Source organism: Rhodococcus sp. Leaf247, assembly GCF_001426185.1.
GTDB lineage: Bacteria > Actinomycetota > Actinomycetes > Mycobacteriales > Mycobacteriaceae > Rhodococcoides.
On record NZ_LMRP01000001.1, the window covers coordinates 1,559,205 to 1,572,811 of the forward strand.

A 13,607-nucleotide genomic window follows, 5' to 3' on the forward strand; every position below is an offset into this window, starting at 1 on the left:
TTAACCCTCGCGAGGGACGAGGGCACGCCGGAAGATCGGGATGAAGGGCCTCGGCGACGGCGCACCGGCCTGCCGGAACGGCGCCGAATCGCGGGACGCCTGGATCCAGTCCGCCCGGTCGACACCCGTCAGGTCCAGGTCGAACGCCGTCTGCCGAACCAACAGATGCAGCAGCATCGTGCCCGTACGGCCGTTGCCCTCGCGGAACGGATGCGCCTGATTGAGCTCCGCGTACGTCCGTGCGAGCAGGTACGCCGATTCGCCGAGATCCGCCGACTCCCACGGCGCTGCGAGCAGAGCGTCGTGGATCGAGATCAGGACGTCCCACACAGCGGATGCCCGGGTGAAGGAATGGCCGTTCTTGGACAGGTCGACGGTTCGGACCTGCCCGGCCCACGAGTACACGTCCTGGAACACGTAGCGGTGCAGCGCGATCAGGCGGTGGATGCCGTCCTCGACGAGAGGGTCCGCCCTGTCGGTGTGGCATCGGACGAGCCTGATGGCCGTCAGGATCGATTCGGCGCGGTGCAACGCGGCGGCGTCGTGCAGTCCGAGCTCGTTCCGGAGGACCCTCGACCCGGGAAGGAGATACGGCGCGCGGCCGGGACGCAGTGCAGCCCAGCGCGATTCACGAATCTTACCGTCCCCGCGAACCGCGGTGCGCACACCGTCCAGCACCTCCTCCCCGCGGCATTCCGCCGCGAGCAGCAGCAACTCGTCCCGGGTGGGATGCCACCCCTCCAACTGCTCGGCAGCGACGGCCTGATCCATCGCACGGCACTGCCGGCGATCGAGACCGGCGACGACGTCCGGGGCGTCCCGTGACGGTCTCATCCGGCCAGGTACGCGGACGCGCGCACCACCCCGGAGACTTCTCGCGCCGCCGTGCCCACCAAGCTGCGATCCAGCGGCGTCAACTCCGACGGACGCACCAGATCGTCCACCGGATCGCCGGCAGCGACCGCATCGCACTGATGACGGAGTCGGATGCGCTGCACCACCTCGAAGGACTCGGCCAACACCGCCGCGTCGTCCGCCGACAGCACGGACGCGTCGGCACCCGCGGCGAGGCGAGCCAGGGTCGAATGCCCGACGTATCCGGCCGACACGCCGGCCCACCGCGCGATGTCGACGATCGGAGCGAGGATCCCTGCTTTGACATCGACCACCTCGGCGCGTCGGAACATCCTGTCCCGCATGCTCACCCGAGGTCGGTTCTCGGTCGCTTCCCGCAACAGCAGCGTGCGCGAACGGGGCGCATCCGTCATCGCGGACACCGCGGCCGACGCCGGGCCCCAGCTACCCGGCACCACCGGTCGTGCGTCGAGAGCGAGCGAGAGCATCACCAACCCCGTGTCCTCGAACGGATCCCGTGCCCAGCCGTCGACAGCCGTCGACCACTCCTCCCGGGTGCGGACGAAGCGCCGGGACGCCGCCGTCGCGTTGTTCGGATCCGCGATGAGACCACACTGCGCGAGGAGTGCGTGCACCTTCTCGCCGGATGCCCCGCCGTCACCGGCGACCCGCGCCGTCTCCACATCCGACGACAACGCCGACTCGCGGCGCGCGACACTGCCCGACACCAGCCACGAGGACGCGTCGTCTCCCAGCAGTTCGGCCGCCCGACGCACGGCCGCGGTGACGACGACGGAACGGATCATCATCACCTCGGACGTCGGTACGCGAGAGTCGCACAGCGACACCATGATCGGCGTCAGCTGCGCACAGGCCGCGATCAGCGCATCCGCGTCGGCAGCACGGGCGATCTCCGCGCGCACCGCGATACCCGGTCGGAGCGCCGGCGACATCAGATCGGCGTCGTCGACCACACCCAGCACGGCGCCGCCCGCGTCGAGCACCACCAGACGACGGACCCCGGCGCTCAACGCCACACCGGCGGCGTCGCGCACCGGGAGGTCGGCGGCAACTGTCACGGCGGGCGTCGACGCGACAGCAGAGAGCGGAACGTCCGAGCCGAGACCGGCGGCCACCACTCGTCGGCGCAGATCGCCGTCCGTCAACACACCCCGCGACCCGTCCGGGTACGACACGATCGCGGTGTGCGAGTGCGCCCGTGTCATCGCGGCGGCCGCGTCGGCGACACGCACATCGGACGGGCACACCGGGACCCCACGGCGTGTGACCGCACCCACACGCGCGGAAGTCGGGGACATCACGCCCACACGCTAACCCTGGCGTCCCCACCGTTCGTGATGGATCGCCTCGGACAGGGCACGCCGCGGACGCCACCCGAATCGCTCGAGGTCCGGGACCTCCTGGAATTCGGTCACCGGGCCGACACAGAGCCACGCCACGGGTCGCACGTCGACCGCACCGATCAGGTCTCGGAGGAACTCCTCGTCGTAGAACGAGACCCACCCGACACCGATGCCCTCCGCGACCCCCGCGAGCCACAGGTTCTCGATGGCCAACGCCACCGAGAGCAGACCCGTGTCCCGCACCGTCGCACGTCCGAGAACGTGGTCACCACCGCGACTTTCGTCGTAGGTGACGACGATGCCGGTACCGCTCGGGACGATCCCCTCCACACGGATCGGGTCGAACGTCTCAGCACGGTCCGCGGGCAGGGATGCCGCGAAATCCGCTCGGCACTGCGCCACGTGGGCCGCGAAACGCGTCAACGTGTCCTCGTTCCGAACGATCACGAAGTCCCACGGTTGGGTGTTGCCGACGCTCGGAGCTCGGTGCGCCGCCGTCAGGATGCGCTCCAGGACATCGTCGGCCACCACCTCTCCCGAGAACTCCGCGCGCACGTCTCGACGTGCGGCGATGGCGTCGTGAACGGACATCGGAACCGTGCTCATGTAGAGACCGTGCCAGAACACGCCTAGAGTCGGCCGCACATCGTCTCGAGAAAAGGGGTGAGTCGTGGCTGTCTCCATGCCTGCCGGTCGCGGGCAGCTCACCCGCACCGTGATTCTCCGAGCCGGCATCGCCTTCATCGACGACAACGGCGCGGGCGATCTGACGATGCGCCGCCTCGGCGCGCGTCTCGGTGTCGAGGCCATGGCGCTCTACCACTATTTTCCCGGCAAGGAGAATCTGCTCGACGGAATAGTCGACCAGGTCATCGACGATCTGGACAGCGATCCGCAGGTGCTGATGAAGGGCGCCGTCAGCTGGCAGGACTACCTGCAGCGACTCGCGCACGGAGTCCGCAGGATGGCGCTCGAACATCCCGAGATCTTTCCCCTCATCGCCACTCGCCCCCACAGCGCGCCGTGGGTGCGCCCACCTCTGCGCAGCGTGCGGTGGCTGGAGAACTTCCTCGCGAGCCTTGTCGACTGGGGTTTCGACGACGCCGCCGCTGCTGCGGCGTACCGGTCGTTCACCAGCTTCCTGATGGGCAATCTGCTGCTGGAAGTTTCTGCGAAGGGGGTCTCGATCGGCCCCGTCGACGAGGCCGACACAGGGCAGGACAGCGACATCGACCCGTCCGAATTTCCGACGATCATCCGGATGCGGGCCGAGCTGTCCAAGGATCTCGCCCTGTCGGAATTCGAGAAAGCTCTCGAAGCACTGCTGGACCGGCTCGAATCCGAGCTACCTCAGCTCGATTCCTGACGCAGTTTCGCTCCGGCCTCGACGATGTCCGCCGCCAGCAGATGCAGCGGACGATTGTTGTCCTGCGACAGCCGGGACAACATCTCGAACGCCTGGACGGAATCGACCTCGAACCGTTCCATCAGCATTCCCTTCGCCTGGCCGATGATGTCCCGCGACGCCAGCCCCGACCGGAACTGGGCTTCCTTCTGCACACCCTGCAGCGCGATCGCCGCGTGCGCTGCCACAGCCGTCGCCACGGTCAGATCGTCGTCGTCGAACGCGGATTCGGTCACCGAGTAGAGCGTCAACACACCCAGCGTGCGCTCCTTGGTGAACATCGGCACCGCAGCGATGGACCGGACACCGGACGCCGTCGCCGTCTCCGCGAGTGCCGGCCACTGCTCGACCGACCCGGCGATCGCGGTCGGCTCCTCGTCGACGGTCGAGAGCACCTCGACGGACGGTCCCGCCCCCGCCGAGACCTGGACGTCGTCGAGCGTCGACGCCACATCACTCGTGGCCCGTCTCGGGAAACCGGTAGCGCTCGTCGCCGCGCCGCCCACCGAGCCGACCGACGCGTGGTCCGCCGGCTCGACCAGCTCGATCGACACCGACAACACGCTGTCCAGCACATCGTCGGTGGTGCGCACCTGCCGTGAGTTTCCGAATTCACGCGCCAGATCAGCCAGCGTGCGTACCAGATCGAGGTGATCGGCACTCGCCGGCCGACCGTCGTTGCTCATGTGAGGTGGTGATCCCTTCGTCTGCGATGTCCGTCGTTCCTGCCGACAGGGACGACAAAAGGCGGCACCCACAAGTGCCGACGCCTACTGCTGGACGCCGGGCGGGGTGTCGCCTTCGCGGCAATCATAACCGGACAGATGGTCGGGGGTACGGTGGTCTCGGATCGGCGTTCAGGGGTTCGGACAATCGATGCTCCACCACGTGAGGAGATGCGATATGACCGACAGCCCACGCCGGCTCGACGACGACACGGCCCTGTCGTCGTTGGCCGCCGCGATCGAGGATCTGGATCTGGTCCGCTCGTCGCACCAGCCCGAAGACATCGCACTGACGACCATCTGCACGCGCGTCGTCTCCGCGATTTCCGACGCCGACGCCGCCGGAATCACTGTGTTCCGTCGCGGAAAGCCCGAGACCGTGGCCAGTACCAGCACCTTCGTGCTGACTGTCGACCACGCTCAGTACCGGCACGGCCAAGGTCCGTGCATCGAGTCCGCGTTGACCCGCGAGCTGGTCCGAGCGGACCTCACGGACGCCGAGCGCCGCTGGCCCGATTTCGCCGCCGAAGTGGCCGACGTGGACATCACCAGTTTCCTGTCCGCGCCCATCACGGCGGGTGACACGTATGTCGGCGCCCTCAACCTCTACAGCCACAGCGGCCACCGGTTCGATTCGGTGGACGAGACGGCCATGCGCATCTACATCAACGCCGCCCAGTCCGTCCTGACCGGAGTCGAGCAGTACGGCCACGCGAACCGGCAGGCACAGGACTACGCCGCAGCCCTGGAATCGCGCGCCGCGATCGAGCAGGTGAAGGGTGCGTTGATGCTCGGGCTCAACGTCTCGGCGGACAAGGCGTTCGATCTGCTGCTGTGGCGTTCTCAGCAGACCAACATCAAGGTGCGGGCACTGTGCGAGCAGTTGATCTCGGACATCGCCGCGCTCGGCGATGCTCCCGAGTCACTGGCCGGCGAGTTGGGCAAACTGCTCATGACCGTCCACGACCGCGTCGGCTCGAACGGGTAGACGGGTCATCTCCCCGAGTCAACGGGGGGACGTGCTCGACGACCCCGGCCGCTCGCCGCAGTATGTCGCTGGTGCGTCGCAACGTGGCCGACGTCGCCGCTCCCCCGGTCCGACGCGACGTCGTGTCCAGCACGTCGCGGGCCCGGTCCAGGACGGTCAGCGGGAGCGCCGCCACCACGTTGCCCGGTGGGCGACGCGCCACCACCGGGTGTGGCCGGGTGGGCGCCGTTCGCCGCACTGCCTCCCACGCATAGCCGAGCCGTTGCAGCTGGGTGTCGTTCAGGCGGGCGCGCAGCATCGGGAACAGCCGGTCCTCCTCGTCGCGCACGTCTTCGCGCAGCAGCACCGTGATGCGATCGAACAGTTCCCTACCCTCGGGTGACTCGTGGCCGCGCACCTCGAGTTCGGAGAACAACTCGTTGATCTCCTGATGCTCCTGCTCGATCTCGAGAGTCGACGACCCCCCCTCGGGCAACCACTTCCGGATCGCCGGCCACAGCACCGACTCCTCGGCGAAGGCGTGGGGGAACACCAAGCGGCACAACGCCGTCAGAGTATCGGCGCGCTCGCGGCCTGTCGCGGTGTCCAGACGCCGCCTCAGGAGCTCGTCGAGTTCGATGTGGTCGCGGCGTTGCCGGGCAAGGACACTGGTGCGCCCGCCGAGTTGTTCCACCGTGGCGTCGGCGATGGACGGGAGGGACTCGTCGTGGTCGGTCATGCTGGTCACCATTTTCCGGGGGTGTCGGTGACGGCGTCGAGTGCGAACTCCACGCAGTACGTGTTCAGGGTGGGCGGCAGGGGGTCGGTCGTCATCGGCCGCGACAGGCGAACCCGAGCGCGGGCGAGCAGGGACGCCAGCATCGCCGACGTGGACATCAGCACCAAGTTCCGACCCGGGCACACCACAGGACCCGCGCTGAACGGGACCAACTGGGGATACTTCTCCGCAGTGCCGTCGAGCCAGATGCGCGGGGTGAACCGATTCGCGAACGGGAGCGCCTCGTCGTCGCGGTGAAAGCCCGACGCCAGGATCGCGAACGACGTCCCGGCCCGGATCGAGCGGGTCCCGTGGGGACCCGACCAGTGCGTGTCCACGGTCGAATCCCGCAGGATCGCCGGGGTCGTCGGCCACAGCCGCAGCGATTCGAGAAGGCAGGCCCTGAGGTACGGGAGCTCCCGTGGGCGACCCGCGTCTCCCGAATTCGCTTCGTCCCGTGCCGGCTCGCCCTCCTCTGGGTGTGCCGCGATCAACGCGAGTGCCCGTACCGCGGCCATCCCGGCGGCGTCGAAGGCGAACAACCACTGCGGGATCTGACCCACCGGGTCCACTGCTCCACCGACCCGCGCCTCGGCGATGACCGACGCTAGCGAATTCGGTTCCGCCGCAGCGACATAGCGGTACAGATCGTCGATGAACGCGTCCTTCAGCCGTCGTCGCCGCGGGCCGAAGTACGACCAGTTGCCCTCTCCGCGCAGAGAACGCAGACGATCGGTCACCTGCTCGTCGTCGCGGGCGGAGGCGCCCAGCACGACGCGGCGCACGATGCGCCACCACATCCGCAGCAGATCGTCCGCAGTGAGGGTGCCGGATGCGCCGGACAGAAGCGTGTCCACCTCCTCGTCCACCACGGACACGAACGGGATCGCCAGGTGATGCATCGGCTGCGGCGTGTCCAGTACGTGCTCGTTCAGGGCGCGGCGCTGCTCACGCACCCGGCCCCGGGAGATCAGCACCCCGTGCGGTTGGAACGGCCCCAGCGCACCGATCTTCTCCCGACTCGCCGCCGTGAAGTCCTCCGGCGACTCGACGAGAACTCGGTGGACATCGGCGGGGTCGAGGACGACGGCCACGGTGCGCCCGGGCATCCTCAGCTGCACCGGCGCCGATCCGTGAGCACGGCGGAGCTCCCGCATCGCGGACAGGGTGGCCGCGTCGGCACCCACCTTCTCTGCCATCGCCATGGCCCCCGGACGACGCAGGATCACTCCCGCCGCGATCGACGGGCCCATCAGTCTCATCGCGTACCGGAGCGCACGGGGACCGGCGAGAACGGACGTGTCGTCGGGTCGCGAGTCGGTCATGGCGCTGCGTTACCCGCGGCTGGGCGCTCGAAACTGGCCCGACCTGTCTCCTCGCTGGAGCAATTCCGCGTGCTCGCGTGAGTCGAAAGTCAGACGGCAGAAGCGACGATGGCGCGCGCTCGCTCCGACAGCGGTACGAGCGTGCGTCGTGCCTCGACGACCAGCATGGCGGTCGCGGTCGCGATGTCGACACCTCGAAGCTCCGCGAGCACCCCGATGGCCTGATCGATGACGGCGGAATCGTCGAGAACCCGGCGTCGACGCCGGGCCTCGGCCGACAGGCGCTCCTCGCCGTCCGTGTCGGCACTCACCGCGAGTGCCGTCAGGTCCGCCACTGCCTGCACGAATGCCGCGGCGCTTCCGCCGGACCGCCACGGGCCGACCGTGTGGACGACCACCCCGGGGAGAACTCGAGATCGTCGGCCAGGACCGCCGCGCCCGTCCGGACGCACATCGTGGCCGGACCCGTGACGGACAGCGACCTGTCCACCGATCCGCTGGACGCCACCGACACCAGGTCGAAGTCGTCGCCGTCCGGTGCGGATGCCGCGTCCATCACGACGGACACCGCCGCCGCGTCGAGCACGTCACGCGTTCGAGTCGCCACTCCGTGCAGGACGTACGAGATGTCCACGCCGGAGCTGAGATGACCGGTGAGCTCGGCGAGGACGACGACGGGCGACGGGTTGTCGGGACCGTCGCCCGAGGTGTCGACATCCTGTCGATCGAAGGTCGGAGGAAGGGTCACGACGGCTGTCCTTTCGTCGTCGAGTCGGAAGCGGTGTCGTCGGCGGAGAAGCGAACCTTGCGTTCGACCACCTCGCGAGCGAGGTCGTCCACCGGCCTCCGCGCGCTGTACGCGGCGGCACGCAGGCGCGCGAGCGCCTCGGTCGGAGAGACTCTCAACTGCACGGTGATCATGCCGACTGCCAGATTGACGTAGGGCCTGGTGCGGTGATCGCCCAGCGAGCTGATGTCCGGCGAGCCCCACTTGTCCACCGTGTGGCCGAGTTTCGGGGCGAACGCCTCGAGAAGGCTGACGGCTGCGGCATCGGCGGTCAGTTGGGCCAGTGCTGCGAATTCCTCGCTCAGTGCACCCGTCGACGCGCGATACAGCTCGAGCACGCCGAAGACCGTCGACCCTCCGCGGAGAGGAAATGCGAACAGGGCGGAGGCGCCCCCGTTGGAGGCATCCGCTGCGAACCCGGGCCAGTGCTCCTCGGCCTCCGTGTCCAGATCCGCGACGAGGACGGACGTGCCACGGTCGAACGAATCGACGCACGGGCCCTGACCGGTGGTGAACTGCAGTTCGTCCAGGTACTGGGCGACCGCATCGGTCGCGTAGACGAGTTCACGGGTGTTGCCGCTCATCACCGTGATCGCTGCGCCGTCCACGTCCACCAGCGAGACGACGCTGCGGCAGAGGTCGGGAATGTCGGTGATGGCCAACGACCCGTCCGCGTCGTCGTCTCCACCGGACCCTTTCGTCATGCCTGTGCCAGCTCCTTGCTCGTCGACGCCCGATCGCCGTGCTCTCCATGCCGATTCTGCGGCAAGGATGCCCGACGTACCATCATCCAACCGTCACGAGAACACATCGATCACAATGTACGACCGGCGTATCGTCCGAACCGGACACCGCACCGACAGAGAGCCGAACGCGATGAGCTCCGACCCTGTCGACAACGATCGACCGGACCCGTTGGGATCCGACGCGTTCCGCCGTCTGCTCCGGGCGGACGGCGATGTGGCGCAGTCCCTCGCCGACGCGCTGTCGATCCGGATCGAGAGCGCCGACGACGTCCTGGAACTCGCGGCACGAGTCTCTGCGTTGGCCGTCCGATACGTACCCGGAGTGGACAGCGCCGCCGTGACGCTGGCCTTCGACACGGTTCGCCCGTTCACGGCGGCCGCCACCGACCAGTCGTCGTCGTCCCTGGACCGCGCGCAGTACGACATCGGCGACGGCCCGTCCCTGCGTGCCCTGCGAACCGGAACCGTCGTCGACATGTCCGTCGACGATCTGGACGGAACGTGGTCCGTCCTGGCCCGGTTCGCGCGATCGGCCGGCATCGGTCGGATCACGGCGTACCCGGTCCTGTCGGAGTCGGCCGACACCCTGGGCACCGTGAATCTCTACAGCAGGAACACGGCTCGGATCGCGCCCACGCACGTGTGCGAGGACGTGATCGCGGTGCTGGTGACGTATCTCTGCGCGTCCCTCACGACGCTGGGCCTCGAGTCGTCGTGGCGCCGCGCCGCCGATCGCGTGAAGGACTTGATGGACGCACGCGTCGTGATCGATCTCGCGATCGGCATCCTCATGATTCGTCGGGACTGCGACCTACCGGCAGCGGTGAGTGCCCTGAACGATCTCGCGTTCGGAAACGGAACGACGCTTCACGACGCGGCCGTCGCCGTGGTCGACTCGATCGACGGGGTCTGACCTCAGTACGCGCCGTCGCTGCTGACGACAGCTTTCAACGTCTTGAGCACGATGAGCAGATCACCGGTCATCGACCAGTTCTCGACGTAACTCAGGTCCAGGCGCACCGACTCCTCCCAGGAGAGATCGGACCGCCCGCTGACTTGCCACAGACCCGTGAGACCCGGCTTGACCAGCAGCCGGCGTCGCACGTCGCCGTCGTAGGTCTCGACTTCGCGGCGCAACGGCGGACGCGGACCCACTACGGACATCTCGCGCCGCACCACGTTGAAGAACTGGGGAAGCTCGTCGATGCTCAACCGCCGCATGACCCGTCCCACCGTGGTCACGCGCGGGTCCTCGCGCATCTTGAACAGAACCCCGCCGACGCTGTCGTTGTGCGACAGCAGGTCGGCGACCTTGGTGTCCGCATCCTGGACCATCGAGCGGAACTTGATCATCTGGAACGGCTTGCCGTCCAGCCCCATCCGTTCCGAGCGGTAGAAGACCGGGCCCCTGCTCGTGAGCTTGATCAGCAGGGCGACGATGAGAAGCATCGGCGCCACGAGTGTCAGGGCCGCGATCGCGAACACCAGGTCGAAGGCCGTCTTCCCGAACCTGCTGGCTCCGTTGTACTGCGGCTTCTCGACGTGGATGAGCGGCAGACCCGCCACCGGACGCATGTGCAGGCGCGGGCCGGCGACGTCGACGACGCCGGGAGCGACGACCAGGTCGACGTTCTTCTTCTCCAGGTCCCACACCATCCGGCGGATACCGTCGTGGCCGATGTGGTCGGTGGCCGTCACGGCGACCGTGTCCGCGCCGGACACCTCGATCGCGTCGAGAACGTCCTGCTCCGTGCCCAGCACGGGAATCTCGAGTCCGTCCACCGACAGCTGCTCGTCGTCCACCAGCTGCGTCCGGGGAAGACAGACACCCACGACCGAGTACCCGGCGGAACCGTCGCGACTGAACGATCGGGCCATCGACAGGGCCGAACTGAGACTGCCGACGATGACCACGGCGGTCTGATACCGGCCGTGACGCCGGGCCTTGGCCACGTGCCGGCGGAAGAGCCATCGAGTCGTGAGCAATCCCGCCAACCCGACCGGAAGCGCGATGGCGAGATACCCGCGCGCGAGTTCCGCTCGGAAGAGCAGCGACACGATCGCGACGAGACCGAACAACCGGAACGTCGCCGAGAGGATTCGTCGGTACTCCTCCGCGCCGGATCCCAGCACCCGCGGCGAGCGGGTGCGGAAGATGGCGAGGAAGGCGATCCACGTCGCGGCGAGGATCACGGAGACGGCGGTGTAGTTGAACGCGGCCATCACCGATTCCCGGGCGGGGGTGCCGAAGCGAACCAACTGCGCACAGGCGACCGCGGCCACGACGACCGTCACGTCGGTGACGCGAACGCGATGGATGTACCCGCGCTCCCACTCTCGACGTGACGACGGTCGACGGACTCGCCTCGTCCGAGTCAGGGCAGCAACCGACCGCTCGGCGCCGTGCTCAGGACTCGGAGCAATCACGTTCGGCCTCGATTCTGGACTCGGCAGCGGGGTCGAGTGCGGTGATGCACTGTCGAAACCCTATTGCCTCACCGGACAACCCGCCCAGACAAGCACAGTGCGATGGATCACATCGCCTGTTTTCACAGAATTAATATATTGGACTCAAAGGTCGTCCGAAATGGGCCGGACCAATTCTTTCCGACCGCTGACATAAAAGACGATTCGCGATGCCACATCGATTATCTGGTCGGCATATCGCTCGAAATACCGACCGAGAAGGGCGATGTCGACGGCGTTCATCACATCGTGCCCGTATTCGTCCAGCGATACGGTGTCGATGACCGTTGTCTTCAATGCGTCGACTCTGTCGTTCTGCGCACTGAGCGAACCGACCGTGTCGAGGTCGTTGGTGCGCAACGCCTCGACGATGCTGCGCGACATCTGCAGACACAGGTCGCTCATCTCGCGGAACTGGGGCGCAAGGTGATCCGGGACGATCGGCTCCGGGAAACGGCGACGCGCTGCTTCGGCGATGTGGACAGCCAATCCCGCCATTCGTGCCAGATCACTACTGATGCGCACGGTGGAGAACACGCGACGCAGATCCGCGGCCACCGGCGCCTGCAATGCCAGAACCGTCACGGCCTGATCCTCGCACCGCGCCCCCAGCGCACCCAGCGACTCACCGCGCGCGATGACACTCTCCGCGACGGAGAGATTCACATCGAGCAGCGCCGTACTGGCATCCCGCATGACCGACTCGGCAGCGTCCGCGAGTGCACAGAGATCAGCGTTCAACTCGTCGAGTTGCACTGTGTAGGCATTGCGCATGTTCTCGTCATTCTCCTGCGGGCGTCGGACGTGCGAAGGCCTATATACCCGCGCTGTCGGCGTTTCAACCCAGAAGAACACCGATATCGGACGCGGGTACCGCACGAGAGTAGAGAAAACCCTGGACGCGTGTGCACCCATTACGCCGAGCGGATGCAAGTTGAGCGTCGGTTTCGATGCCTTCGATCACCAGAGTGCGGTCCGTATCGGTCGCAAAACCTGCCAGCGCTCGCACCAGGGAGTCGCCGGCGGGCGTACCGAGAGTTCTCGCGATGGCCGCATCGATCTTGAATCCGTCGACCGGATACTCGATCAGTCGCTCGAGGGAGGAGAAGCCGATGCCGATGTCGTCGAGCAGCACGCGGAAGCCCTCGGCCTGCAGCGCGACGACGAAGTCGTGAGCTCGCGCTCGATCGGCGTTCGACCGGGTCTCGGTGAGTTCGAAGACGACGCGACCGGCCGGAACAGCGGACCGGTTCACGATGCCCACGAGGAACTGCACGGCATCGGGTGTGACCAGGTGCCGAGCGGACAGGTTGACGTGGAGATCGACGTCCTCGGCCAACCAGGACTCGAACCTCACCAGCGCAGCGACAAGCACGGCGTGGTCGACGTCGATCTCGAGCTCGCTGCCCTCGATCGACGGGAGGAAGTCCGCCGGGCTCACCACCGTGATGTCGGTTCCGTCGCTCGTCGGCCGGTGCCAGCGCGCGAGCGCCTCCACCGCGGTGACGGTGCCGGACTCGAGGTCGACGACGGGCTGGAACCACGGCACGATTTCGCCGGCGATCACCGCGTCGGCAACGATGCGATCGCGGAGCGAGAACAGGGACCGGCCGCGCGCACGCATGCCGTCGAGGTGCGTCTCGACGAGTCGAGCGAACTCGAGCAGGGTGGAGACGGTGTACTCGTCCGCCGGGTGCGGATCGTCGTCGACGAGGCACAGGGTGCCCACGACGAGGCCCTCACGGCCGTACAGCGGGACGGCGACGTAGGAACCGCACGATGCCGCGAACACCGACTCGGACGCTGCTGCGTGCGCGGGATCGGCGGAGAATCGACCGCGGTCGGCGTCGGGAACCACGACGGGGCCGGCACTGTCCACGACGAACGCGCAGGTAGCAGTCGATCGGGGACGCAGCGCCATCGTGTCGCCGCTGCTCTGCGCCAACGTGTACTGGGTGTCGGCATCGAGAATGTTGACCATGGCCTGACCGAAACCCAGGGTCGTGGCGGCGAGGGATGCCAGCGTGCTCAGGGCCGGATCGCTGACCGAGAAATCGACGTAGTGGCGCGCGGACTCGCTCTGGCGCCTGGCCGCAGTCCTGTGCATCGCACTTCCGTTCTTCCGCAGGACCCCGCAATCCTGAACAACCGATCGACGATATTTCAGTGATTCGTACCTGTTCCCCGCC

General features: G+C 67.5%; 15 protein-coding genes. 3 read left to right on the top strand and 12 right to left on the bottom strand.

What is annotated here, in order from left to right:
- The 3 genes from ASG64_RS07235 to bluB are packed head-to-tail and all read right to left on the bottom strand — an operon-like array spanning position 1 to position 2,825.
- On the bottom strand, positions 1 to 834 hold the full coding sequence (locus ASG64_RS07235) for a Fic/DOC family protein (RefSeq protein ID WP_082518192.1): 834 nt from the start codon (positions 832 to 834) through the stop codon (positions 1 to 3).
- Positions 831 to 2,174 (bottom strand): putative nucleotidyltransferase substrate binding domain-containing protein, encoded by a 1,344-nt coding sequence (locus ASG64_RS07240; RefSeq protein WP_235579545.1) that lies wholly within the window; start codon positions 2,172 to 2,174, stop codon positions 831 to 833. Before ASG64_RS07240 ends, ASG64_RS07235 begins: the two co-directional genes overlap by 4 nt.
- Before the next feature lie 12 nt (positions 2,175 to 2,186).
- Entirely contained in the window at positions 2,187 to 2,825 is a 639-nt protein-coding gene (bluB, locus tag ASG64_RS07245) for a 5,6-dimethylbenzimidazole synthase (protein WP_056072876.1), read from the bottom strand.
- Positions 2,826 to 2,889: 64 nt separating this feature from the next.
- On the opposite strand from bluB, the gene ASG64_RS07250 reads away from it, so the two are divergent.
- Positions 2,890 to 3,585: a TetR/AcrR family transcriptional regulator gene (locus ASG64_RS07250; protein WP_235579516.1), complete on the top strand. Its 696-nt coding sequence runs from the start codon at positions 2,890 to 2,892 to the stop codon at positions 3,583 to 3,585.
- Here the strand turns inward: ASG64_RS07250 and ASG64_RS07255 are convergent.
- Positions 3,570 to 4,310, bottom strand: a complete 741-nt coding sequence (locus ASG64_RS07255) for a GAF and ANTAR domain-containing protein (protein WP_056071570.1) — start codon at positions 4,308 to 4,310, stop codon at positions 3,570 to 3,572. The genes ASG64_RS07250 and ASG64_RS07255 overlap by 16 nt on opposite strands.
- A 217-nt stretch (positions 4,311 to 4,527) precedes the next feature.
- Between ASG64_RS07255 and ASG64_RS07260 the strand changes: the two genes are divergently transcribed.
- The gene (locus ASG64_RS07260) at positions 4,528 to 5,337 is read left to right on the top strand and encodes a GAF and ANTAR domain-containing protein (RefSeq protein WP_056071574.1); all 810 of its coding nucleotides are present in this window, start codon (positions 4,528 to 4,530) and stop codon (positions 5,335 to 5,337) included.
- Here the strand turns inward: ASG64_RS07260 and ASG64_RS07265 are convergent.
- The 5 genes from ASG64_RS07265 to ASG64_RS07285 all read right to left on the bottom strand — a co-directional run bounded on the left by ASG64_RS07265 (position 5,300) and on the right by ASG64_RS07285 (position 8,910).
- A complete protein-coding gene (locus ASG64_RS07265) occupies positions 5,300 to 6,055 on the bottom strand; it encodes a hemerythrin domain-containing protein (RefSeq protein WP_056072882.1) in 756 nt (251 codons plus the stop codon). The genes ASG64_RS07260 and ASG64_RS07265 overlap by 38 nt on opposite strands.
- A 5-nt stretch (positions 6,056 to 6,060) precedes the next feature.
- Positions 6,061 to 7,419 (bottom strand): cytochrome P450, encoded by a 1,359-nt coding sequence (locus ASG64_RS07270; RefSeq protein WP_056071577.1) that lies wholly within the window; start codon positions 7,417 to 7,419, stop codon positions 6,061 to 6,063.
- Between the two features lie 89 nt (positions 7,420 to 7,508).
- Positions 7,509 to 7,730, bottom strand: a complete 222-nt coding sequence (locus ASG64_RS21780; protein ID WP_162245374.1) for an ANTAR domain-containing protein — start codon at positions 7,728 to 7,730, stop codon at positions 7,509 to 7,511.
- Positions 7,731 to 7,741: 11 nt separating this feature from the next.
- On the bottom strand, positions 7,742 to 8,167 hold the full coding sequence (locus ASG64_RS21785) for a hypothetical protein (protein WP_056071584.1): 426 nt from the start codon (positions 8,165 to 8,167) through the stop codon (positions 7,742 to 7,744).
- Positions 8,164 to 8,910 (bottom strand): GAF domain-containing protein, encoded by a 747-nt coding sequence (locus ASG64_RS07285; RefSeq protein ID WP_052493104.1) that lies wholly within the window; start codon positions 8,908 to 8,910, stop codon positions 8,164 to 8,166. Before ASG64_RS07285 ends, ASG64_RS21785 begins: the two co-directional genes overlap by 4 nt.
- A gap of 172 nt (positions 8,911 to 9,082) precedes the next feature.
- Here ASG64_RS07285 and ASG64_RS07290 point away from each other — a divergent pair, with 172 nt between their 5' ends.
- On the top strand, positions 9,083 to 9,865 hold the full coding sequence (locus tag ASG64_RS07290; RefSeq protein WP_162245375.1) for an ANTAR domain-containing protein: 783 nt from the start codon (positions 9,083 to 9,085) through the stop codon (positions 9,863 to 9,865).
- 2 nt (positions 9,866 to 9,867) lie between these two features.
- Here the strand turns inward: ASG64_RS07290 and ASG64_RS07295 are convergent, their stop codons facing one another.
- The 3 genes from ASG64_RS07295 to ASG64_RS07305 form a co-directional block, all read right to left on the bottom strand.
- Positions 9,868 to 11,379: a sugar transferase gene (locus ASG64_RS07295; protein WP_082042856.1), complete on the bottom strand. Its 1,512-nt coding sequence runs from the start codon at positions 11,377 to 11,379 to the stop codon at positions 9,868 to 9,870.
- A 144-nt stretch (positions 11,380 to 11,523) separates the two neighbouring features.
- The gene (locus ASG64_RS07300; protein WP_042573079.1) at positions 11,524 to 12,192 is read right to left on the bottom strand and encodes a phosphate signaling complex PhoU family protein; all 669 of its coding nucleotides are present in this window, start codon (positions 12,190 to 12,192) and stop codon (positions 11,524 to 11,526) included.
- A 64-nt stretch (positions 12,193 to 12,256) separates the two neighbouring features.
- The gene (locus tag ASG64_RS07305; protein WP_056071589.1) at positions 12,257 to 13,525 is read right to left on the bottom strand and encodes a sensor domain-containing phosphodiesterase; all 1,269 of its coding nucleotides are present in this window, start codon (positions 13,523 to 13,525) and stop codon (positions 12,257 to 12,259) included.
- Between the last annotated feature and the right edge of the window lie 82 nt (positions 13,526 to 13,607).